General features: G+C 42.9%; 21 protein-coding genes. 7 read left to right on the top strand and 14 right to left on the bottom strand.

Features of this window, described 5'->3' with window-relative positions; translation table 11 throughout:
• Window positions 1-52 precede the first annotated feature (52 nt).
• Both nfuA and GLP24_RS09935 read right to left on the bottom strand, forming a co-directional pair.
• Complete coding sequence (nfuA, locus tag GLP24_RS09940; protein ID WP_167388531.1) at window positions 53-640, bottom strand: Fe-S biogenesis protein NfuA; 588 nt, start codon at window positions 638-640, stop codon at window positions 53-55.
• A gap of 126 nt (window positions 641-766) precedes the next feature.
• Window positions 767-1,477: a phosphoribosyltransferase family protein gene (locus GLP24_RS09935; protein WP_232615940.1), complete on the bottom strand. Its 711-nt coding sequence runs from the start codon at window positions 1,475-1,477 to the stop codon at window positions 767-769.
• A 35-nt stretch (window positions 1,478-1,512) separates the two neighbouring features.
• Here GLP24_RS09935 and bioH point away from each other — a divergent pair, with 35 nt between their 5' ends.
• Together bioH and GLP24_RS09925 are read left to right on the top strand one after the other, a co-directional pair.
• Window positions 1,513-2,277, top strand: coding sequence for a pimeloyl-ACP methyl ester esterase BioH (gene bioH / locus GLP24_RS09930; protein WP_232576038.1), 765 nt, complete (start codon window positions 1,513-1,515; stop codon window positions 2,275-2,277).
• A 134-nt stretch (window positions 2,278-2,411) separates the two neighbouring features.
• Entirely contained in the window at window positions 2,412-2,870 is a 459-nt protein-coding gene (locus GLP24_RS09925) for an ATP-dependent Lon protease (protein ID WP_101768142.1), read from the top strand.
• A 56-nt stretch (window positions 2,871-2,926) separates the two neighbouring features.
• Here the strand turns inward: GLP24_RS09925 and GLP24_RS09920 are convergent, their stop codons facing one another.
• Window positions 2,927-5,260: a Tex family protein gene (locus GLP24_RS09920; protein WP_232615939.1), complete on the bottom strand. Its 2,334-nt coding sequence runs from the start codon at window positions 5,258-5,260 to the stop codon at window positions 2,927-2,929.
• A 118-nt stretch (window positions 5,261-5,378) separates the two neighbouring features.
• The gene (greB, locus tag GLP24_RS09915) at window positions 5,379-5,852 is read right to left on the bottom strand and encodes a transcription elongation factor GreB (protein ID WP_101768193.1); all 474 of its coding nucleotides are present in this window, start codon (window positions 5,850-5,852) and stop codon (window positions 5,379-5,381) included.
• Window positions 5,853-6,268: 416 nt separating this feature from the next.
• Between greB and ompR the strand changes: the two genes are divergently transcribed.
• Window positions 6,269-6,988 (top strand): osmolarity response regulator transcription factor OmpR, encoded by a 720-nt coding sequence (ompR, locus tag GLP24_RS09910; protein ID WP_101768140.1) that lies wholly within the window; start codon window positions 6,269-6,271, stop codon window positions 6,986-6,988.
• A 3-nt stretch (window positions 6,989-6,991) separates the two neighbouring features.
• On the top strand, window positions 6,992-8,326 hold the full coding sequence (envZ, locus tag GLP24_RS09905) for a two-component system sensor histidine kinase EnvZ (protein ID WP_152653782.1): 1,335 nt from the start codon (window positions 6,992-6,994) through the stop codon (window positions 8,324-8,326).
• A gap of 87 nt (window positions 8,327-8,413) precedes the next feature.
• Here envZ and GLP24_RS09900 read toward each other — a convergent pair whose 3' ends face one another.
• From GLP24_RS09900 to GLP24_RS09870, 7 genes are all read right to left on the bottom strand, one after another.
• Window positions 8,414-9,823, bottom strand: a complete 1,410-nt coding sequence (locus GLP24_RS09900; RefSeq protein WP_232598247.1) for a uracil-xanthine permease family protein — start codon at window positions 9,821-9,823, stop codon at window positions 8,414-8,416.
• 274 nt (window positions 9,824-10,097) lie between these two features.
• Window positions 10,098-12,179 (bottom strand): ATP-dependent DNA helicase RecG, encoded by a 2,082-nt coding sequence (recG, locus tag GLP24_RS09895; RefSeq protein WP_232615938.1) that lies wholly within the window; start codon window positions 12,177-12,179, stop codon window positions 10,098-10,100.
• A 2-nt stretch (window positions 12,180-12,181) separates the two neighbouring features.
• A complete protein-coding gene (gene trmH, locus GLP24_RS09890; RefSeq protein ID WP_232615937.1) occupies window positions 12,182-12,910 on the bottom strand; it encodes a tRNA (guanosine(18)-2'-O)-methyltransferase TrmH in 729 nt (242 codons plus the stop codon).
• Window positions 12,911-13,025: 115 nt separating this feature from the next.
• Entirely contained in the window at window positions 13,026-15,128 is a 2,103-nt protein-coding gene (spoT, locus tag GLP24_RS09885) for a bifunctional GTP diphosphokinase/guanosine-3',5'-bis pyrophosphate 3'-pyrophosphohydrolase (RefSeq protein ID WP_232615936.1), read from the bottom strand.
• A 15-nt stretch (window positions 15,129-15,143) separates the two neighbouring features.
• The gene (gene rpoZ, locus GLP24_RS09880) at window positions 15,144-15,422 is read right to left on the bottom strand and encodes a DNA-directed RNA polymerase subunit omega (RefSeq protein ID WP_101768134.1); all 279 of its coding nucleotides are present in this window, start codon (window positions 15,420-15,422) and stop codon (window positions 15,144-15,146) included.
• Between the two features lie 51 nt (window positions 15,423-15,473).
• Complete coding sequence (gmk, locus tag GLP24_RS09875; protein WP_101768133.1) at window positions 15,474-16,100, bottom strand: guanylate kinase; 627 nt, start codon at window positions 16,098-16,100, stop codon at window positions 15,474-15,476.
• A 211-nt stretch (window positions 16,101-16,311) separates the two neighbouring features.
• On the bottom strand, window positions 16,312-17,175 hold the full coding sequence (locus tag GLP24_RS09870) for a YicC/YloC family endoribonuclease (RefSeq protein ID WP_101768132.1): 864 nt from the start codon (window positions 17,173-17,175) through the stop codon (window positions 16,312-16,314).
• Between the two features lie 257 nt (window positions 17,176-17,432).
• Between GLP24_RS09870 and rph the strand changes: the two genes are divergently transcribed.
• Window positions 17,433-18,149: a ribonuclease PH gene (rph, locus tag GLP24_RS09865; RefSeq protein ID WP_101768131.1), complete on the top strand. Its 717-nt coding sequence runs from the start codon at window positions 17,433-17,435 to the stop codon at window positions 18,147-18,149.
• Window positions 18,150-18,313: 164 nt separating this feature from the next.
• Complete coding sequence (pyrE, locus tag GLP24_RS09860) at window positions 18,314-18,955, top strand: orotate phosphoribosyltransferase (protein ID WP_101768130.1); 642 nt, start codon at window positions 18,314-18,316, stop codon at window positions 18,953-18,955.
• 93 nt (window positions 18,956-19,048) lie between these two features.
• Here the strand turns inward: pyrE and slmA are convergent, their stop codons facing one another.
• The 3 genes from slmA to coaBC all read right to left on the bottom strand — a co-directional run bounded on the left by slmA (window position 19,049) and on the right by coaBC (window position 21,557).
• Entirely contained in the window at window positions 19,049-19,639 is a 591-nt protein-coding gene (gene slmA, locus GLP24_RS09855; RefSeq protein WP_045035899.1) for a nucleoid occlusion factor SlmA, read from the bottom strand.
• Between the two features lie 235 nt (window positions 19,640-19,874).
• Window positions 19,875-20,333 carry a dUTP diphosphatase gene (dut, locus tag GLP24_RS09850; RefSeq protein ID WP_101768129.1) on the bottom strand — a complete coding sequence of 153 codons (459 nt, stop codon included), beginning with the start codon at window positions 20,331-20,333 and terminating at the stop codon, window positions 19,875-19,877.
• Between the two features lie 9 nt (window positions 20,334-20,342).
• Window positions 20,343-21,557: a bifunctional phosphopantothenoylcysteine decarboxylase/phosphopantothenate--cysteine ligase CoaBC gene (gene coaBC, locus GLP24_RS09845; protein ID WP_232615935.1), complete on the bottom strand. Its 1,215-nt coding sequence runs from the start codon at window positions 21,555-21,557 to the stop codon at window positions 20,343-20,345.
• A gap of 237 nt (window positions 21,558-21,794) precedes the next feature.
• Between coaBC and radC the strand changes: the two genes are divergently transcribed.
• The gene (gene radC / locus GLP24_RS09840) at window positions 21,795-22,469 is read left to right on the top strand and encodes a RadC family protein (RefSeq protein WP_101768127.1); all 675 of its coding nucleotides are present in this window, start codon (window positions 21,795-21,797) and stop codon (window positions 22,467-22,469) included.
• Window positions 22,470-22,535: the final 66 nt, after the last annotated feature.

Below are 22,535 nucleotides of genomic sequence, written 5' to 3'. Positions count from 1 at the left end.
AGCCGCATTTTGATGCGGCTTTTTGCTATTTACAATAAGTGGCTCGAAACGATTAATAGTAAGAGTGATCGCCACGGGCGTGATCGGTAATATCACGTGCGCCCGTTAATTCGCCTTCAAATTGTGCTAATAGTTCTTTCTCAATGCCTTCTTTTAATGTGACATCAACCATTGAACAACCATTACAACCACCACCGAATTGTAGAATGGCAACGCCATCTTCAGTGATTTCAGCCAATGAAACATTACCACCATGGCCAGCAAGTTGCGGGTTGATTTGAGTCTGTAGAATGTAATCAACACGTTCAATCAATGATGCATCATCAGCGACTTTACGCACTTTGGCGTTAGGCGCTTTTAATGTTAGCTGTGAGCCCATTTTATCTGTGACAAAATCGATTTCAGCGTCATCAAGGAAGGTGAGGCTTAATTCATCAATAAAAGCCGAGAATAGCTCAAGTTTCATTTCCGTATCACTTGCTTCAACCGCATCTAGTGGGCAGTAGGATACGCCACATTCAGCACTTTGAGTGCCTGGGTTTACAACAAAAACACGGATATTAGTACCCTCAGGCTGCTGAGCAAGTAGCTTGCTAAAGTGCTGCTGAGCGTTTTCAGTAATAGTGATCATAGACACGATGTAATACCTGACTGATTTAGTAAGTTTTATTTATTCTACTCTTTGTGAGTCATTGTCGCATCTCTAAAGCGACATTTTTTATTTGACCACGTTTTATTAATTAATGCGCGTCTTTTTTGTGCAAGATTAACTAACTGATTGTTCAGTATGACATAACGTATAAATATCTACTTGTTTTACACCGTGTCGAATTAGCAGCCGAGTTAATTGATCTACTGTAGCGCCGGTGGTGACGACATCGTCAACAATAGCGACATGTTCAGGCAAGATTATTGGTCGTAATCGAAACGCATGGTGTAAGTTATGTTGCCGTTGAATTTGTGTCAGCTGTTGTTGCGGTTGTGTATGCCGTAAACGCTGAAAAGCATGGTGATCAACGTGGCTATTTAAAATAGCCCCAAGGGCTAATGCGAGTTGATGACTTTGATTAAAACCGCGCCCGCAATAACGCCGCCAGTGTAAAGGTACGGGTAATAATAGTGGTGCAGGTTGAGTAATTTGATGAGCTAATTGTTGTGCCAGTGGTCGTGCTAACCAAAATTTCCCACAAAATTTCAGTTGGTGCACTAGTTGTTGTAATGGTGGTTGATATTCGCCTAAACGATAGAGACGATGCCATAGCGGTGGGGAGGTTAAGCAACGACCACAATGTTCAATAGTGGTTAAGGTGGTGGTGCCACAATGTTGACAATAAGGAGAAGATGGAAACTGAGATAGGCAATGGTGGCACCAAAAATGTTCAGATGCAGTTAAGGGAAGTTGGCATAGTGAACAGTGCTGAAATAATAAGTGATGATATAAATTATCTCGCCACGATGGCACTCTGTTTGGCATCATTATCCCTCGTTCGTAATTGATGAAAGGAAGTATAAATGACATCACAGTTTAATTGGCATTGTGAAGGCCAAGGACCTGATCTGGTTCTCATTCATGGATGGGGAATGAATACAGGAGTATGGCAAGATGTGATCCCGCGACTAAGTCAGCACTATTGCGTTCATTGGTGCGATCTTCCGGGTTATGGTGATAACGGCAATGTTAGTGCGACGTCATTGAATGACATTGTCGAACTGTTATTAGTGCAAGCTCCTGAAAAAGCAGTGTGGTTAGGATGGTCATTAGGTGGGGTTATTGCTACTCAAGCCGCTTTGGTTGCACCTCAACGGGTAACGCAATTGATCACGGTTGCGAGTTCACCTTGCTTTAGATCTCAAACTGATTGGATGGGTATTCAACCGCGAGTCTTGGCTAATTTTCAACTCCAATTAGTGACCGATTTCGCGCTCACTATTGAACGGTTTTTAGTTTTACAGGCATTGGGTAGTCAAACCGCCAAAGAAGATATTCGGCAATTAAAAGCTGCGGTGTTATCTCGGCCGCAGCCGCAATTAGCGGCTTTAACGCTAGGGTTAGAATTATTAGAGACCGTTGATTTACGCCAATCGCTAACTGCGTTATCACAACCATGGTTACGGTTATATGGGCGTTTAGATGCGTTAGTGCCGATTAAAACTGAACCGCTATTAGGTGCGTTATATCCTCAATCACAGAGTTATATTTTTGCTAACGCATCTCATGCACCGTTTATTTCTCATTTGGATGAATTTATTACGGTAATAAAGAATTTTATGACGTGATTGGTTTTAGTGCTTTGCGTCAGATAATTGGATTTATAGTGGTCGATTTAGGTTAATAATTAACGGGAGCGGTCGATATCATTAGTAGAGTGGTATAACAACCTTGAGGGTATGGTGATAATGGATTATCTACTATGGTGATTGCGCCATTACAGTCAACAACGCCAGTATTAGCGACAACCATTAATCCATTAACGGATCAAGTCGCGCGGGATAACCGTGTGCGTGAAAAGATTGTACCGATTGTTGAAAGTAGGGAGGCCGCCGCTGAAAATGCCCTTAGTGCAGAAGAGAAACAGCGTAATAAATCGAGTTGGGACCCGAGTGATCATCCTAATTATAGCCAGCCACAAACTAAATTTTTTAAAGGTTACCAACAACACTTAGCACAGATTGTGCAGGTTTTATCTCTCGATAATTATGTGACACCAGATCAGCCATTAGGTTATTCGATGCACATTGAACTGCCCCGAGAGCTATTACAACAATTAGCGCTAATCAGTGCCAGTGAACGTACTAAAGGTGTGGTGAGTCATCATTACGCTCAATCAACATTACCCAACCCACCCACGCAGTATCTTAGCGTTATCTAAATTAACAGCCAGAGCAAATGTCTGGCTGTTGGGGGTAATAATCACATCAGTGGTTATTATTTTTTCTTGGCCTTAGCAAATGCAGCTGCAAAAGCGTTACCCATTGGTGGGGTATTCTTTTGTGGTGCAGATGTGTTGTTTTGACGTGGCTGTTGATGAGATGGTTGCTGGCGAGGTGCTGGCGTTGATTGATGACGACTTGGCTTTTCTTGGCCAGGTTCATCATTTAAACGCATGCTCATCGCAATACGTTTGCGTTGAATATCTACTTCCATCACTTTAACTTTAACCACATCACCGGCTTTAACCACTTCTCGTGGATCTGAAATAAATTTATCAGACAGGGCAGAGATATGGATTAAACCATCTTGGTGAACACCGACATCAACAAAAGCACCAAAGTTGGTTACGTTGGTGATCACACCTTCTAATACCATTCCCGGAATTAAGTCTTTTACTTCATTAATGCCATCAGCAAAAGTAGCGGTGGTGAACTCAGGACGTGGATCTCGCCCAGGTTTATCTAGCTCACTAATGATGTCTGTTACTGTCGGTAAACCGAAATGTGCATCGGTATAATCAATGGCTTTAAGGTTACGCAAAAAGTCACTGTTACCAATAATCGCGTCAACAGGCTTGTTGTTGGCTGCTGATATTGTTTTGACTACGGCATAAGATTCAGGGTGAACGGCTGAGCCATCTAGTGGATTTTTACCGTTCATTATCCGTAAGAAACCCGCGCATTGTTCAAACGCTTTTGGCCCTAAACGAGCGACTTTTTTAAGGGCGGTTCGCGCATCAAAGCGACCATTTTCATCACGGTAATTAACAATGTTCTGTGCGATGGTGGCATTTAGTCCTGCAACACGGGTTAATAACGCGGCTGATGCTGTATTTACATCTACACCGACGGCATTTACACAGTCTTCAACGACGACGTCCAAACGTTTCGCAAGCATGCTTTGGCTAACATCATGTTGGTATTGGCCAACACCGATTGATTTAGGATCGATTTTAACTAGCTCTGCCAATGGGTCTTGTAGACGACGGCCAATTGATACTGCGCCGCGAATAGACACATCCATATTAGGAAATTCTTTTGCAGCTAATTCTGATGCTGAGTAAACCGACGCACCGGCTTCACTGACCATCACACTTTGTACTTTAAGCTGATTATCTTTAATAAGCTTCGCGACAAACGCATCTGTTTCACGTGAAGCAGTGCCATTACCAATCGCAATTAAGTTAACGTTATGCTTGTTAATCAGCGCTACAACTACTTTGGCTGACTCAGTGATTTTATTATGCGGCTGGTGAGGGTAAATGGTCGCAGTATCTAAAACCTTACCTGTTTCATCGACGACAGCAATCTTACTACCCGTACGTAAACCGGGATCAAGTGCTAGCGTTACTCGTGGACCTGCGGGCGCTGCCATTAATAAATCATGCAGATTATCTGCAAAAACTTGAATTGCACCATCTTCGGCTTTTTCACGCAAAATGCTCATGAGCTCGGTTTCCATGTGCATTAAAATCTTAATACGCCATGTCCAGCTGATCACTTGTTTACGCCACGCATCGGCAGCTTGTGAGCCAAGGGTAACCTTATAATGTTCAGCAATAATGATTTCACAATATGAGCTACGAACGGCTTCGTCTTTATTGGGATCAGCATTGAGTGATAGTTGTAAGAAACCTTCATTACGGCCACGGAATAATGCTAGCGCACGGTGGGACGGAATGTTTTTAATCGGCTCATTATAGTCAAAGTAATCTTTAAATTTAGCACCATCATGTTCTTTCCCTCCAATGACTCGAGAGGTAAGTTCTGCAGACGTATTTAATTGACGACGAATTTTTTCAAGTAGTGCCGCATCTTCCGCAAATTGTTCCATCAATATCGCACGCGCACCATCTAACACCGCTTTACTATCAGCAAAGCCTTGCTCTGGATTTAAGTATTGCTCAGCCGCTGTTTCTGGTGAATGTTGTGGTTGGTTCCATAACAATTCAGCAAGGGGGGCAATGCCTGCTTCAATAGCAATCTGACCTTTAGTACGACGCTTTTGTTTATAAGGTAGATAGAGATCTTCAAGGCGAGTTTTACTGTCAGCATTATTGATTTCAGCGGCTAATGCTGTTGTTAGCTTACCTTGCTCTGTAATGGATTTTAAAATCACCTGACGGCGGCTATCGAGTTCACGCAGGTAGCCTAAACGTGATTCTAGATTACGTAGTTGGGTGTCATCCAATTCACCAGTGACTTCTTTACGGTAACGGGCAATAAATGGCACCGTATTACCATCATCAAGTAGGGTGACTGCCGCATTGACTTGTTCGGTGCGGACATTCAGTTCGGTGGCGATCTGTTGGTTGATAGCGTTGCTCATCCGTTGATATCTCTTGTTGATCGTTAAGCTTCCATTTTACGGCTGAATCTTGATCTGGCAAGTCAACCGCGGTGAAGAGTGTGTTAAAACAACTGATTTTAGGTGATTGTGATCATGGTTAATCTTGATAACGAATATGATTAATAAACCATGTTTTTTTACCTTGTGGCGTCGTTACTATCGTGTCATCGTCAACTTGTTTGCTCAATAACGCGCGTGCCATTGGTGAGTCAATCGAGATGTAATCGTTACGACCATAAATCTCATCAGGGCCGACAATGCGAAAGGTTTTTTGTTCTCCTGCTTCATTTTCAATTTCGACCCAAGCACCGAAAAATACTTTGCCATCTTGTTGAGGGGAGTAATCAATCACGCTAACGGCTTCTAAACGTTTTCGTAAAAAGCGAACTCGGCGATCAATTTCACGCAGCCGTTTTTTATTATATTGATAGTCGGCATTTTCGCTGCGATCACCAAGACTTGCAGCCCAAGTGACTTTTTTAGTGACTTCAGGACGATCTTCACGCCATAAATAATCTAATTCTTGCTCTAATTTAGTAAAACCTTCACGGGTGATTAAATTGGTTCTCATCATCATTCTCGCACGATAGTTTGGCATTGTTCTATCATCGATAGTGCAAAATAGAAAGTAGCATAATGATAAATTGCGCCCCTTTAAAGAGGACTAATTCGCTGAAGGAATTAATTGTAAATAGCGTAAGTACGGCGAGAAGTGTCCTTGTGTGTATCGTAAATTAATCTCTCAGGTAAAGTAGTGTTCAGAGTTGAATCGCCATGCTATAAAGGCATATAAAAAGGGTAATTGTTAAACGTTATAACAATACTAATAACACAATCATGATAATAATTAGCATGTTATAATTTATAACATGTAGTGATTATTGTGTGTTGGTGATTATTGCCACTCTACAATCAAATTAAGCGTTAGTTATTACGACTTACGTACATTTAGTAACACTACGCTATCGTGATCGATGAAGGTGAAAAATGAAGGAAAATTATAAGATATTAGTGGTCGATGACGACATGCGTTTACGTGCATTACTTGAGCGTTATCTTTCTGAACAGGGATTTCAAGTACGTAGCGTTGCTAATGGCGAGCAAATGGATCGTTTACTTGCACGTGAAACGTTTCACCTGATGGTATTAGATTTAATGTTACCCGGTGAAGATGGCTTATCTATTTGTCGTCGCTTACGTAGTGCTAACAATATGCTACCTATTTTGATGCTAACGGCAAAAGGCGATGAAGTTGATCGTATTGTTGGGCTTGAAGTAGGAGCCGACGATTATTTGCCTAAACCGTTTAATCCGCGTGAATTATTAGCGCGTATTCGTGCCGTATTACGTCGTCAAACCATTGAAGCACCAGGTGCACCAAGTATTTCAAGTAAAGTGATTGAGTTTGGTGAATTCCGTCTTAATCTTGGTACGCGTGAAATGTTCCGTGGCGATGCGCCAATGCCACTGACATCGGGTGAATTTGCGGTATTAAAAGCATTAGTGACCAATGCGCGTGAGCCCATGTCACGTGATAAGTTAATGAATATGGCCCGTGGTCGTGAATATTCAGCAATGGAACGTTCAATTGATGTGCAGATTTCACGTCTGCGTCGTATGGTTGAAGAAGATCCTAGTCGCCCACGTTATATTCAAACAGTATGGGGTTTAGGGTACGTGTTTGTTCCTGATGGTAGTGAGGCGTAAGCCATGCGGTTATCGCCCAAAAGTACTTTTGCGCGAACACTGATATTATTAGCTGGCTTGTTAATTTCAAGCCAGATTTTTTCGTATCTGACCATCGTCAATTATGCGCTACTTCCTAGTATTCAGCAGTTTAATCGTATTTTAGCTTACGAAGTAAAGTTGATGCTGAAAGAAAACATTAAGATGGCCGATGGTCAAACTGTCCATCTTGATCGCCCCATTCGACGAGAGTTACTTGAAGAATTAGGCGTGACGTTACATGCCCCTAATTCTCCAGGTGCAGCAGAATTTAATGATGCCACTCATATTAGTTATTTGAGTGAAGAAATGTCACGTGAATTACATTCACCAACGGATGTGCGGTTATTGTTAGGTGCCCATAGTTATGTACTGTGGATGAGAACTGATGCGATGCCAAATTCTTTAATGCGAATCCCGTTATCAGAACTGCAAGAAGATGATTTTTCTCCTTTATTTCGTTATAGCCTAATTATTGCTTTTCTTGTAATAGCGGGCGGCTGGTTGTTTATTCGAATTCAAAATAGGCCGTTAGTCGAGCTGGAACAAGCAGCATTGCAAGTGGGACGTGGTGAAACGCCACCACAGTTGCCTGAGCAAGGTGCATCTGAAATTCGCTCAGTAACTAAGGCATTTAACCAGATGTCACAAGGGATTAAACAGCTTGAAGATGATCGTGCTTTATTAATGGCAGGCGTTAGTCATGACTTGCGAACACCATTAACGCGGATTCGATTAGCAACGGAAATGATGTCACCTGAGGACAGTTACTTAGCCGACTCGATGATTATTGATACTGAAGAATGTAACGCCATTATTAGTCAATTTATGGATTATTTGAAATCGACTAAAAAACAAGATGAAGAAGATGTTGATCTTAATCTGTTGTTAGAAGATGTTGCGTATACTGAAGGCAGTTATGGCAACGTTATTGAACAGCAATTAACTCCGATTCCAGGCATAGTTTCAGCTAATGCAGTTGCACTTAAACGAGCAGTTGCAAATTTGATTATTAATGCGCAACGGTACGGTAATGGTTGGGTTAAGCTTTCTAGTGGCGCATCAGTTGATCGTAAATCAGCTTGGTTTTGTGTTGAAGATAATGGACCGGGTATCGCCCCTGATCAGGTAACAAAGATGTTTCAGCCATTAACTCGTGGTGACTCTGCGCGAGGTAATGAAACGGAAGGTACTGGATTAGGGCTGGCGATTGTGAAACGGATCATTGATCAAAATGAAGGGGTTATTTCAGTACGTAATCGTAGTGAAGGTGGTCTAAGAGTTGAGATTAGTTTGCCATTACATAAAGTAAAACAGTGATGGTGTAAGTGCGTTTCTTAAGCATAATAACGTCGTATAAAAAGCCCGCATTCATTTTGATACGGGCTTTTTTAATGATGGTAATAATTAGTTTTCGGTAGCTGTTTCTTCGTCAATCAGATCGAGAGGCTCAGCATTATCATCGGGCAAAATGATATTTAATAAAATCGCAGTAATACCGCCAGCGGCCATGCCTGAAGAGAGAATACTTTTTATAATCTCAGGTAAGAATTGCAATATTTCAGGTTTTTGGGCGATGCCTAATCCCATTGAAAAAGACAATGCCATGATTAAAATTGCACGGCGATCAAGATGACAGCGAGAAATAATACGAATGCCAGACGCAGCAATGGTGCCAAACATAACGATGGTTGCGCCGCCTAATACTGGTTCTGGAATCAATTGAACCAGACTGGCTACGTCAGGGAATAGTCCCAGCAGTACTAGCATTCCTGCGACAAAGTAGCCGATATAACGACTCGCTACGCCAGTTAATTGGATAATGCCATTGTTTTGGCTAAAGGTTGAGTTTGGAAAGCTGTTAAACACTGCCGCCATTGCCGAGTTGAGACCATCAGCAAGTACGCCCCCTTTGATTCGTTTTAGATATAGCGGCCCTTTTACTGGCTGCTCCGAGGTTTCAGAGGTCGCCGTAATATCACCAATGGCTTCAAGGGAAGTCACCGCAAATACTATCATTAACGGAATTAACAATCCCCAATCAAAACTAAGGCCATATTGCATTGGCATTGGAATCGCAATTAACGGATTCGTGCTGGTGATGTTGGTATTTATCATGCCTAACATCCACGCCAGTAATGTTCCTGCTGCCATTGCGATAACAATGGATGACACGCGTAAGTAAGGGTTTTTAAAGCGGTTAAGTAACACAATAAAACCTAACACCGTCCCTGCAAGCATCAGATTATCAAGGCTGCCAAAGCTACCGTCGGCAATTGCACTGTAGCCGCCACCAATCGAGGTTAGGCCAATCTGAATTAAGGTTAAACCAATTAATGTCACCACAATACCAGACACTAATGGCGTAATGATGCGCTGGGCGTGTTGTAAAATGCGAGAGATAAACACTTCAGTAAAAGCGGCAAAAATAATGGTGCCAAAAATAGCCGCCATCATGGTTTGAATATCTGCTCCGCCAGCTTTGAGTGCCAAGCCTGCGCCAATGATTGGGCCTAAGAAATTAAAACTAGTACCTTGAATAGACAGTAACCCTGAGCCAATAGGGCCAAAGGTTTTAATTTGGATAAAAGAAGCGATGCCTGATGCCAACAATGACATGCTGACAATGGTATTGGTGTCACTTGCTGGTAAGCCTAGTGATTGACAAATAATCAATGATGGTGTGATAACTGCGACAAACATTGCCAATAAATGTTGAGTCGCTGCAAAGAGCGTTTGTGGCAACGGTGGTCTATCATCTAAACGGTAAACAAGGTCAGAATTTCTTGGCGTTACGCTAGTGTGATGCTGAGTCATAGATGATCCTAACTGGTTCTCTGGTATCCATTATTCGCGCTGAATGGGCGATTGATTGTGTTGTTGGCGGTGGTCTGTGATTGCTGTTACTCAGAACCAAATCAACACTGGCAGAGATTAAAGTGGCGTAAATTTGCGGCTATTGTAGTTATCTTTTGAAAAATAGCAATCGTTTGCTTTGTTTTTAATCATTGCGGTCGGTAGGTCTAAATATAAAGAGGAAATGAATCACGGTTAATGACTTTGGGTTGTTATAACCGTGATGAAAGAAGCGTTAAGCGTTAGAGTAATTTTCTCGTTGACCAATCCAACGATCGATAATTGCAATCGCATTATCAGGATATTGGTCGTGAATATGACGGGCTAATTTTTGGACTTGGGGAATTAAGTATTGATCACGAATCAAATCAGCCACTTTAAAATCAGCAATACCAGTTTGTTTCGTTCCCAGTAATTCACCGGGGCCACGAATTTCAAGATCGCGCTCTGCGATCACAAAGCCATCACTGCTTTCACGTAATACCGCTAATCGTTTTTGTGCGGTTTTGGTTAGTGGCGCATGGTAAAGCAATACACAATGACTGGCGATTTCACCTCGACCGACTCGACCTCGTAGTTGGTGTAATTGGGCTAATCCAAGCCGTTCTGGATTTTCAATTACCATTAAGCTGGCATTGGGAACATCAACCCCGACTTCAATTACTGTCGTTGCGACCAGCAAATCAATTTCACCCGCTTTGAAGCTTGCCATAATGGCTTGTTTCTCTTTGGGTTTCATTCGACCGTGGACTAAGCCAACCTTGATGTCTGGTAATAACCGCGTTAATTCATCGGCAGTATCGGATGCTGCTTGTGCTTCAAGTACTTCCGATTCATCAATTAAAGTACACACCCAATAGATTTGGCGGCCTTCTTGTTGGCATGCGGCGCGAATACGTTCAATAATTTGCGGACGACGACTATCCGGTAGCGCTACCGTTTGAATTGGGGTTCGACCTGGCGGTAACTCATCAATCACCGAGGTATCCATGTCGGCATAAGCGGTCATGGCTAAGGTGCGGGGGATCGGCGTTGCTGTCATCACTAATTGATGTGGATAACATCCATTCGTTGCGCCTTTTTCGCGGAGATCAAGCCGTTGATGGACACCAAAACGGTGTTGTTCATCGATAATAATCAGGGCAAGGTTATTAAATACCACTTGGTCTTGAAATAAAGCATGGGTTCCCACCACCATTTTGGCGTCACCATTAGCGATACGTACTAATTCTTTTTCACGCGCTTTGCCTTTAAGTTTACCTGCCATCCAACCAACACCAATGCCCATTGGATTCAACCACTGGCTAAAGTTGGCAACATGTTGTTCTGCCAATAATTCCGTTGGTGCCATTAATGCAACTTGATAACCATGTTCAATCGCACGTAAAGCGGCAAGGGCTGCGACTAAGGTTTTACCCGAACCTACATCCCCTTGTACTAAGCGCATCATTGGTTGTGATTTAGCAAGGTCCGCTTCAATATCGGCCACTACTCGTTGCTGTGCGCCTGTTGGGGTAAACGGTAAGCTCGCTAATAGTTGTTGTTTGAGAGTGTCTTGGGGAGAAAATGACCAGCTTTGATGTTGTTGACCTTTACTGCGTAGCGCTAGCATTGATAAGTTTTGGGCTAACAATTCTTCTAAAATCAGTCGTTTTTGAGCTGGATGTTTACCTGCATCAAGTTGTTCTAATGAAATGTCAGCGGTAGGACGATGCATCAATTGTAGCGCTTGTGCCAGCGTCATTTGTTGGTCGTATAGCCCTGCGGGAAGTAACTCTGTTACGGCTGATTTTTCAAGCAGCGCTAAAGCTTGATCGGTTAAATTACGTAATGTGGTTTGGCGTAAACCATCAGTGGTTGGGTATACCGGCGTGAGGGTTTCTTCAACACTGAGTTCTGTTGGTTCTGAAAAAAGGCGGTAATCAGGATGAATGATTTCAAGTCCAAATTGGCTGCCTTTGATTTCGCCATAGGCTTTGACTTGTTTACCGTCACTAAAACTATTCTTCATCGCAGCATTAAAATTAAAAAACTTTAATGTGACTGAACCAGTACCATCGCCAATTTTTACGGTCAGCATTTTGCGTTTGCCAAATTGAATGCTGCAATGGCTGACTTCACCTTGAACCGTTAGAAATTGCCCAGGCGCAACGCGATTAATTGGCCAAATACGGGTACGATCCTCATAACGTAATGGTAAGTGAAATAGCACATCTTGGACATTATTAAGTCCGATTTTATGCAGTTTTTCTGCCATTTTTGCGCCGATACCAGTTAGTTCGGTGAGGGCGACAGTATTGAGGAGTTGTCCGCTCATGGTTAATCCTTTTTAATTGCGCTAGTTGCTACTGGGCGTTTAATTTTCTTTGCTTGCATTGCCGCCCACCATTGTTCATCGGCAACAATTTGGCCTTGATCATCTAATTGTGGATACGGTAGATTTTTCTGTTTGGCAACATTGGCTAATACTGGATGACCACGTTCAAATAAAATGCGATTAACCACACTGTCATCAAGCAAGGTGGTGGTGCGATCATACATGCCTGCATTTTGGCGTTGGCGTTGTGCTTCATAGAGAATTAAGGCACTGGCAACTGACACGTTGAGTGACTGTACCATGCCAACCATTGGAATAATGATGTCTTGGTCTGCCAGTGCTAATGCTTCAGCCGTGATCCCATTTTTTTCGCCACCGAGAATAATCGCCGTCGGTTTTGTGTAATCAACATCACGAAAATCAACTGCAGTGGTCGATAAATTAGTGGCGAGTATTTGCATACCTTGGGATTTTAGTGTGCTAATAGCATTGACCATGGTGTCGTGAATTTCAAGTTCAACCCAATTACGGGCTCCCGCTGAGGTATGGCTTAATACTTTCATTGCTTCTTTTGGCCACACGGCATGCACTTTGTGAACCCCAACAGCGTCGGCGGTGCGAATAATCGCTGAGACATTATTGGGTTTATGCACTTCTTCCATACATACGGTGAGATCAGGTTGGCGAGTGGCTAAGACTTGATGGATACGTTGAAAGCGATCAGGGGTCATATTGTTATGCTATTTGCGAAAATAAGAATAACGTTATAATAATATGGATTGAAAGCCAAATACACAAAACGCCCATAAGTGGGCGTTTTATTAAGATCATTAACCGCAGATAAGGTTAATTTTTTTGGCGAGCAACCCGCACTACATCCGGCATAATACGAATACGACGCATAATATTAGCTAAGTGCACGCGGCTCTTGGTGGTTAGACGTACCGTTATTGTATACAAACGGCCATCTTTTTCTTCGGTCGATAAACCTTGGATATTAGAGCCAGTTGCAGCAATAGTATTGGTTAAACCGGCTAAAGCACCTTGATGATTTTGCATATCGACTTTGAGGTTAGTGATAAACTCTTGTTCAATACCTTCGCTCCATTCAACCGCCATGTACTTATCGGGTTCCTTTCGATAACCACGAATATTGGCACATTCTTCACGGTGAATCACTAAGCCTTTGCCTGGACTTACATGGGCAACGATTGGATCGCCATGGATCGGATGACAGCAATTAGCAAAGGTTAGTAAAATACCATCAGCCCCTTGAATTGGTAATCGACGATCGCTGCTTTTCGCTGTTAGTTCGTCGGCGTTACCCAATAATCGGCGCGCAATCACCACACTCATCAGTTCACCTAAACCAATTTCAGTCAGTAAATCATCAATTGTTTCAAGTTTAAGATCGCTTAATACTTTAGTGATGTTTTCTGGGGCGATAGTCTGCATACTCACGCCACCTAAGGCATGATTGAGTAGACGACGACCGAGAGTTATTGATTCATCACGACGCATGGTTTTTAAAACTTGACGAATTCTAGTGCGCGCACGTGAAGTGACCACATAGTTAAGCCATGCGGCATTAGGTCGAGCACCAGGGGCGCTGATAATGTCGATGGTTTGGCCATTTTTAAGTGGTTTACTTAATGGATAAGGCTGGCGATCAACACGAGAGCCGACGCAGGTATTCCCAATATCAGTATGTACAGCATAGGCAAAATCAACTGCGGTTGCACCGACGGGCAATTCAACAATACGGCCTTTAGGGGTGAAAACGTAAATTTCATCAGGGAAAAGATCAGATTTTACATTTTCGATAAACTCAAATGAGCTTCCCGCACTTTGCTGTAATTCAAGTAGGCTTTGCATCCAACGTTGGGCTTTAATTTGGGCGGTAGTACCAGGGGTTTCACCGTCTTTGTAAGTCCAATGAGCTGCTACACCTTTATCTGCCATTTGATCCATGTCTTCAGTGCGAATCTGAACTTCAACAGGTACCCCGTGAGGGCCTACCAATGAGGTATGCAGTGACTGATAGCCATTGGCTTTTGGAATGGCGATATAATCTTTCACACGGCTTGGGCGTGGTTTGTACAGGTTATGTACTTGACCCAAAACGCGGTAGCAAGTATCAAGATCGTTGACTAATACGCGGAAAGCGTAGATGTCCATGATCGAATGAAAGCGCTGTTCTTTATTCTTCATCTTGTTATAGATAGAGTATAAATTCTTTTCGCGGCCAGATACTTTTGCTGCTATCCCCGCATCGTTAAGGCGACCCTCAATTTCTACGTGGATCTTATGAATCATTTCTTTGCGATTGCCACGGGCTGCTGCGACGACTTGTTTTAGAACGCGGTAGCGGTTGGGATATAACGCTTCAAAGCCAAGCTCTTCAAGTTCAGATTTGATGTTATGGATACCAAGGCGGTGGGCAAGCGGAGAGTATATTTCAAGGGTTTCGCGAGCAATGCGGCGGCGTTTATCAGGACGTAAAGCCCCTAACGTGCGCATATTATGCGTACGATCGGCAAGTTTGATCAGAATCACCCGAATATCATGTGCCATGGCCATGATCATTTTACGGAAATTCTCAGCTTGTGCTTCTTTGCGATCGCGGAATTTTAGTTTATCGAGTTTAGATACGCCATCAACCAATTCGGCAACGGTATCGCCAAAACGGCAGGCTAAATCCTCTTTAGTGACCTCGGTATCTTCAATCACATCATGCAGCAAGGCTGCCATCAGTGCTTCAATATCAAGACGCATTTCTGCCAGAATACGGGCAACCGCAACTGGATGGATTATATAAGGCTCGCCTGTTGAACGAGTTTGGCCTTCATGGGCGTCGCGAGCAACAAGATAAGCCTGCCGAAGCACCTCAAGTTGAGGCTCCGACAGGTACTTGGTTGCGACTTCTTTCAGGCTATCAAAAAGATACAATGCCTGGTTTCCTGATTAACGGTGATGGTCGCCAGCAATAGCACTTACCGCAGCTAATTCAGCTGCTTCTTGCTCTTGCAGTTCCTGACGCTCGCGAGCATCAAGGATATCTTTAGTAATTAGGCCTTCTTCGATTTCACGAAGTGCAATTACTGTGTATTTGTCATTTTCTGCAGGAACCAATGGTTCCTTACCACCAGTTTGCAGTTGACGTGCTCGGCGAGAAGCAATTTGAATCAGATCGAAACGATTACCAATTTTATCAACAGCGTCTTGAACAGTTACGCGTGCCATGGAGGGCTCCAGTGGTTATTAAATTAGGGATAGAAAATTGTACAAAATAACTTACTGATCTGCTAGTAGCGCAGTCAACATGCTTCTATATTTAGCAGTTTGCTTGTCTTGCTTCAATCGTTCTGCACGAATAATTGCTTTAAAGTCAATTAACGCGACATCGAAATCATCATTAACGATCACATAATCGTATTCGTTATAGTGTGATATCTCTGAACGTGCTTCTTCCATACGACGGGCAATAACGGCTTCGCTGTCTTGACCTCGAGTATTAAGTCGACGCTCCAATTCCTCTTTTGACGGAGGTAGAATAAACAAGCTTTTGGCGAGAGGCATTAGTTTACGAATTTGACGTGCACCTTGCCAATCGATATCTAAAAAGACATCAATACCTTTATTTAATTGCTGCTCAATCCATGGACGAGAAGTGCCATAATAATTGCTAAACACTTCGGCATGCTCAAGGAATGCACCTTGTTCTACCAAGTCAGTAAATTCTTCTACGCTAACGAAATTGTAATGAACGCCGTTTTCCTCGCCCGGGCGCATGCCACGGGTCGTATGGGACACGGATACTTTCATGTCATAGGTCGGATTAGTTTCAAGAAGGGCATTAATCAAACTTGATTTACCAGCACCACTTGGGGCCGACACGATGTATAGAGTACCTTTGCTCATTGCCTATTTTCACTCAGTGATAGAAGGGCGCGAAGATTATCACGATCTGCGCATAATTGAAATTAGCTGATTGCTTAAAAATTCATCTTTTTATTATGTCAACTTAACTTAAGCCTAGCTGGCTTTGATGAGGTTTTACAATAAGACGACATTTTTAAACCACTTTCCAAGCAGATATATCCTCAGCTTGGAAAGCTTGAGTCAGGATTATTTACTCAATGTTCTGAATCTGCTCACGCATTTGCTCGATTAATACTTTTAGTTCAACCGCAGATGCTGTGACGTCAGTATTGATTGATTTTGATGCCAATGTGTTTGATTCACGATTAAATTCTTGCATCATAAAATCAAGACGACGACCACATGCGCCACCTTTAGCAAGAATTTTATTGGTTTCTTTTACGTGTGAATCAAGGCGATCAAGTTCTTCAGCAACATCACTTTTTTGTGCCAGCATGATCAGTTCTTGCTCTAGGCGGTTGCTATCAAGATCAACTTTAGCTTCATCAAGACGAGACATAATACGCTCGCGTTGCCAAATCATAATTTGCGGCATTAAAGTGCGTACTTTGATAGCTTCTGTTGAAATTGCGACTAAACGTTGATCGATCAACTGCTTCATGTTGTCGCCTTCGCTTGCACGCGCGGCAATAAAGTCATCCATTGCGAGCTCAAAGCCCGTTAATAAATCTTTATTAATTACATCTAAATCTTGTTCTGGTGCTTCCATCACTCCCGGCCAGTTAAGCACCTGAAATGGACCAATATTACCTTCACCAGCGGTTTCTGTTACCCAACGTGCCGCATTAATCACTTGTTTTGCTAATGCTTCATTGATAGTTAATTCAGCATTACCCGCAATATTAGCTTCATAACGAAGATTACATTCAACTTTTCCGCGCGCTAAACGTTTACGAAAACGTTCACGCAATACTGGCTCAAGGCTACGGAATTGCTCTGGCATACGAATGTAGGTTTCAAGATAACGTTGGTTTACTGAGCGGATTTCCCACACAGCAGTACCCCAATCGCCTTTTACTTCGCGACGGGCATAAGCAGTCATACTATGGATCATTGGCTTGTGACCTTTTAGTTATAATGGTTTCGACGGCTAGATTTAGCATATTCAATGGTAAGTCTGGTCTGTTAATAACGATAGCGGTGCGTCGTAACCGAGTTTTATCATTATATGCGAAATCGTCCATTGTGGGCTACTGTTGTAAATGCAAAACAAGGTTGAATCCATCGTTATAGCCGTGGGTTTCTCGTGCACTGGGATTGAGATGTCGCTATAATCGCTGGTTAATATCATCCAGCCAAAGGGAAATCCCGATGCGTCCAAGCGGAAGAAGTGCCACTCAGGTACGTCCAATCACTATTACTCGTAATTATACAGCCCATGCTGAGGGTTCAGTATTAGTTGAATTTGGCAACACCAAAGTAATTTGTACTGCTAGTGTTGAAGAAAATGTGCCGCGTTGGCTTAAAGGTAAAGGCCAAGGTTGGGTGACTGCAGAATATGGCATGTTGCCACGTGCAACGCATACTCGTAATCGTCGTGAAGCTGCCAGTGGTAAACAAGGCGGTCGTACCATGGAAATTCAACGTCTGATTGCGCGTAGTTTACGTGCAGCGGTTGATTTAAAAGTCCTTGGCGAGCAAATGATCACTATTGATTGTGATGTGATTCAAGCTGATGGCGGTACACGAACTGCTTCTATTACGGGTGCAATGGTAGCGTTGGTTGATGCAATTAATTATATGCTTGAAAAAGGTATGATTAAGAAAAACCCACTTAAAGGAATGGTTGCTGCCGTTTCTGTTGGTATCTATAAAGGCGAGCCAATTTGCGATCTTGAATATCTTGAAGACTCAGCCGCTGAAACTGACATGAATGTAGTGATGACCGAAGATGGCAAGATGATTGAAATTCAAGGGACCGCCGAAGGTGAGGCGTTCAGTCATGAAGAGTTGTTGGCAATGCTCGCACTGGCCAAAGACGGTATAACCGAGATTATATCGATGCAAAAACAAGTCTTAGAAAATTAATGATTAAGCGGTTCCTATTGGAGCCGCTTTTTTTTATCTAAATTTTATTGGCTATAGGAATAGTCGTAATTTTTAGCCGCAACAGTTTTACATGCTTAGCCGTAATGTAAAGGTTGCTTCCATTTCAATATTGTAAAACACGAAAGTCGTTTTAAGGAGCCACAATGAAAGCATATCAGCGTCAGTTCATCGAATTTGCCCTAGAGAAAGGTGTATTGAAGTTTGGTGAGTTCACTCTGAAGTCCGGCCGTAAGAGTCCGTATTTCTTTAATGCGGGATTATTTAACACTGGTCGTGATCTTGCGCGTCTAGGCCGTTTTTATGCTGCAGCATTGGTTGACGCCAAGCTTGAATTTGATGTGTTGTTTGGCCCTGCGTACAAAGGGATCCCCATTGCAACGACGACGGCTGTGGCATTAGCGGATCACCATGATATTGATACGCCATATTGCTTTAACCGTAAAGAAGCTAAAAATCATGGTGAAGGTGGCAATCTTGTTGGGAGTGATCTTGTCGGTCGTATTATGTTAGTTGATGATGTGATCACCGCAGGAACGGCCATTCGTGAATCAATGGAAATCATTAAAGCGAACGGTGCTGATTTAGCGGGCGTATTAGTCGCAATTGATCGCCAAGAAAAAGGCCAAAGTGAATTATCTGCGATTCAAGAAGTTGAACGTGACTTTGGTTGTGCCGTGATTTCAATTGTATCGCTAGGGGATGTCGTCACCTACTTAAGCGAACAAGCGGATATGGAACAACATTTAGCATCTGTCACCGCGTACCGTACTCAATATGGCGTGTGATAGTGGTTTAATCCGTAAGCGGTAATAAAAAAGCGAGGGTCAATGGACTCTCGCTTTTTTTATGGTGCTTTTATAGTGGGTTTGTTGGTGTGGTTAACCTAACTGGCCGCTAAGCAGTTGCCAGTAATCATCAAAGTTTTCGGTTGGCTTATATTTAAAGCTAGAACGAACATAACGGCTAAGGCTACCTTCAACTTGACCGAGTAGCTGAGCCGCTAAGATTGATTCCTCAACAGGAAAGCCTTTGCCTTCACGTAACTTACGCTCTTTCAGTATTTGACGTAATTGTGATTCAATTCGTTCAAATAATTGATTAATGCGAGACTGTAGGCGATCTTGTTCAAACATTAATGCGTGTCCAGTCATGATGCGACTTAGACCCGGGTTACGTTCACCAAACATTAAGATTAGTTGTAGCACCATACGCAGACGAGTAAGGGTATCTTTTTCGTCATCAAGAATGCGGTTAATACGGGTGATAATTGAATCTTCGATAAATTCAATCAGGCCTTCAAACATCCGTGCTTTACTTGGGAAGTGGCGATAGAGTGCAGCTTCCGAGACCCCAACATTAGCCGCCAGCATTTTGGTGGTAATACGTTGGCTTCCTTGATTTGATTCCAACATATGAGCAAGACACTGAAGTATCTCTTCGCGGCGATTGCTTTTTTTGGTGCCAGCCATGAATTATCGTTCCTTTACAAAATGAGACTGTCCATGGACAGCATGAACCCCGCTTATCTTAGCGATGCCGTTGCGTCGTGAAAAGCGATCGATGGTAAATGTATGCAGTTTATCCGCAAAAAAAGCGCAACTCTCAATAGTCGCGCTTTGTACTTAAACATTATTGGTTATTTTATCATCAAAACCATTTTATACATTAAAGGTATAGCGTCGGCAGTTATTGATTTAAATAAAACTATTGACGGCCTGAGTGACCAAAACCACCTTCACCACGCTGACTTGCATCGTCAAAATCGGTCACGATATTAAACTGCGCTTGTACGACAGGTAAGAAAACGAGCTGTGCAATACGATCGCCAGGTTCAATAGTAAAGGTGGTATCACCACGGTTCCAAACTGACACCATTAATTGACCTTGGTAATCTGAATCAATAAGTCCAACTAGGTTACCTAAGACGATGCCATGCTTATGGCCAAGGCCTGAGCGCGGTAAAATTGTTGCTGCAAGCTGAGGATTGCCAATATGAATCGCTAACCCCGTTGAGACAAGATGGGTTTCACCTGGTGCAACGGTTAATGCTTGATCAAGACATGCACGTAAATCAAGCCCAGCAGAGCCAGTGGTTGCATACGCGGGTAATGGAAACTCTGTTCCCACTCGAGGGTCAAGAATTTTAAGATCGATAGTATTCATAATTATGCTCTAGTGCGTGGCGTGTTGATAAAGGGCAACAATTTCGGTAACTAATTGTTGGCCGAGATCTGCTTTGGTGGCTAATGGTAATGCTTTATCGCCGTTAGGCCAGTATAAATGGAGTGCATTAGTGTCGCTATTAAAACCTTGGCCTTGGACGGAGACATCATTAGCACAAATAAGGTCGAGATTTTTAGTGGTGAGTTTACCACGAGCATAATGCTCTACATTTTGGGTTTCAGCAGCAAAGCCAACAGTAAAGGGACGTTGTTCTATTAGCGCTGCAATAGAGGCAACGATATCGGGGTTCTTTACTAGTTGAATTACCATCTCTTCATTACCAGGCTGCTTTTTCATCTTTTGTTCTGCAACCTGTGCTGGACGGAAATCAGCAACGGCGGCACAAGCAATAAATATTTCATTCTTTACTGCGCAAGCTAATGCTGCCTGTTGCATCTCAACGGCGCTATTAATATTAATTCGAGTTACGCCAGTTGGTGTCGTAAGGTTAACTGGCCCACTGATTAATGTGACATTAGCCCCACGTTTAGCGGCGGCGGCGGCAATCGCAAAGCCCATCTTGCCTGAACTGTAATTACTTAAGTAACGTACCGGATCAATCGCCTCACGGGTCGGTCCTGCAGTGATAACAATATTTAGTTCACTAAGATCGGGTTGTTGAAAAAAATCTTCACAATGATGCACCAGTTGCATTGGTTCTAACATTCGCCCTGGGCCAACATCCCCACATGCTTGCTCACCGCTGGCTGGTCCCCATAACATCAATCCACGACGTTGCAGAGTCGCAATATTTTCTTGGGTGGCGACATTGCGGTACATCTGTTGGTTCATGGCTGGTGCGACGGCAATAGCAGCGTCGGTAGCTAGACACAATGTTGATAGTAAATCATTACCCATGCCCGCACTGATTCGAGCAATTAAATCTGCAGTTGCTGGGGCTAACAAAACAAGGTCAGCCCATTTAGCTAATTCGATATGACTCATAGATGCTTCAGCAGAAGGATCCAATAAGCTGCTTGAAACTGGATTACCTGACACAGCTTGCATTGTTAACGGGGTAATGAACTCTTGTGCCGCTTTGGTCATTACGACTTGGACTTGTGCACCGCGTTCGATTAAACGACGAGTAAGTTCTGCGCATTTATAGGCAGCGATACCGCCGCTAATGCCGAGAAGGATTTTTTTTCCTGCCAGTGTTTGCATGGTTTTGCCTGTGTCTAGAAGCCTGTAAATTTGGCAGATACGATAGCATCAAACGTATAAATGGTCATTGCTTGCAATCCCTCGTTTTATTTTTAGAAGTGATCATGTCGAGGTTCTACAGTTGTAAGACAAAGTATTCATCATAAACTTTGGAGGCGCATTCAGGAACGTTGGTTGCTGGGTTGTATAAAAGCGATAGCCTGTTTTGCTAGTGAAATATCAATACAAGGAGGGAATATGTCGCTTAAGCAATTGCCGTTAGCCTCGCGACCACGAGAAAAATTATTATCTCATGGTGCCAATGCGCTAACTGATGCCGAATTATTAGCTATTTTTTTACGTACTGGAATAAAAGGCATGAATGCGTTAGAACTGGCGACGTATTTATTGCAAGAATTTGGCTCTTTACGCGCTTTGCTTGCAGCGGATAAAGAGACTTTTTGTCAGGTTAAAGGTTTGGGTCCAGCAAAATTTGCACTTTTACAGGCCGTTTTGGCCATGGGAGACCGATATTTAGAAGAAATTTTAAAAAAAGATAATGTGCTCACAAACCCACAAAATACCCGCCAATATTTAGTTAAAAAACTACGCCATAAACAGCGTGAAGCCTTTTATATCCTATTCCTAGACAATCAGCATCGAGTGATCACAGGGGAGGTATTATTTGAAGGAACACTCGATTGTGCGAGCGTTTATCCACGCGAAGTTGTAAAAAGATCACTAGAACTTAATGCAGCAGCGTTAATTTTAGCGCATAATCACCCATCAGGCGTTGCTGAACCTAGTCAGGCTGACCATCGAATAACCCGCAAGATCAGCGATTCGCTGGCTTTAGTCGATATTCGTGTTCTGGATCATTTTGTTGTCGGTGAGGGGGATGTTATTTCCTTTGCCGAGCGCGGTTGGCTATAAAATAGACAATTTTCGGTAAAAAAAGTGAGAAAGGATCTGCTCGGGACTTGAGCAACTGGTTTTGAC

Origin of the sequence: Photobacterium carnosum (assembly GCF_021236965.1) — a bacterium.
GTDB classification, from domain to species: Bacteria; Pseudomonadota; Gammaproteobacteria; order Enterobacterales; family Vibrionaceae; genus Photobacterium; species Photobacterium carnosum.
Note: the sequence above shows the minus strand (reverse complement) of the source record. Positions and strands in the feature narration are given on the sequence as shown.

Excerpts from the sequence above, each read along its gene's own strand:
- slmA (WP_045035899.1), bottom strand. The coding sequence starts at position 19,639 with ATGGCTGGCACCAAAAAAAGCAATCGCCGCGAAGAGATACTTCAGTGT.
- radC (WP_101768127.1), top strand. The coding sequence starts at position 21,795 with ATGTCGCTTAAGCAATTGCCGTTAGCCTCGCGACCACGAGAAAAATTA.
- recG (WP_232615938.1), bottom strand. The coding sequence starts at position 12,179 with ATGAGCGGACAACTCCTCAATACTGTCGCCCTCACCGAACTAACTGGT.
- envZ (WP_152653782.1), top strand. The coding sequence starts at position 6,992 with ATGCGGTTATCGCCCAAAAGTACTTTTGCGCGAACACTGATATTATTA.
- dut (WP_101768129.1), bottom strand. The coding sequence starts at position 20,333 with ATGAATACTATCGATCTTAAAATTCTTGACCCTCGAGTGGGAACAGAG.
- GLP24_RS09870 (WP_101768132.1), bottom strand. The coding sequence starts at position 17,175 with ATGATCCATAGTATGACTGCTTATGCCCGTCGCGAAGTAAAAGGCGAT.
- greB (WP_101768193.1), bottom strand. The coding sequence starts at position 5,852 with ATGAGAACCAATTTAATCACCCGTGAAGGTTTTACTAAATTAGAGCAA.
- rpoZ (WP_101768134.1), bottom strand. The coding sequence starts at position 15,422 with ATGGCACGCGTAACTGTTCAAGACGCTGTTGATAAAATTGGTAATCGT.
- GLP24_RS09925 (WP_101768142.1), top strand. The coding sequence starts at position 2,412 with ATGGTGATTGCGCCATTACAGTCAACAACGCCAGTATTAGCGACAACC.
- rph (WP_101768131.1), top strand. The coding sequence starts at position 17,433 with ATGCGTCCAAGCGGAAGAAGTGCCACTCAGGTACGTCCAATCACTATT.
- GLP24_RS09900 (WP_232598247.1), bottom strand. The coding sequence starts at position 9,823 with ATGACTCAGCATCACACTAGCGTAACGCCAAGAAATTCTGACCTTGTT.
- coaBC (WP_232615935.1), bottom strand. The coding sequence starts at position 21,557 with ATGCAAACACTGGCAGGAAAAAAAATCCTTCTCGGCATTAGCGGCGGT.
- bioH (WP_232576038.1), top strand. The coding sequence starts at position 1,513 with ATGACATCACAGTTTAATTGGCATTGTGAAGGCCAAGGACCTGATCTG.
- trmH (WP_232615937.1), bottom strand. The coding sequence starts at position 12,910 with ATGACCCCTGATCGCTTTCAACGTATCCATCAAGTCTTAGCCACTCGC.
- GLP24_RS09920 (WP_232615939.1), bottom strand. The coding sequence starts at position 5,260 with ATGAGCAACGCTATCAACCAACAGATCGCCACCGAACTGAATGTCCGC.
- GLP24_RS09935 (WP_232615940.1), bottom strand. The coding sequence starts at position 1,477 with ATGATGCCAAACAGAGTGCCATCGTGGCGAGATAATTTATATCATCAC.
- gmk (WP_101768133.1), bottom strand. The coding sequence starts at position 16,100 with ATGAGCAAAGGTACTCTATACATCGTGTCGGCCCCAAGTGGTGCTGGT.
- ompR (WP_101768140.1), top strand. The coding sequence starts at position 6,269 with ATGAAGGAAAATTATAAGATATTAGTGGTCGATGACGACATGCGTTTA.
- pyrE (WP_101768130.1), top strand. The coding sequence starts at position 18,314 with ATGAAAGCATATCAGCGTCAGTTCATCGAATTTGCCCTAGAGAAAGGT.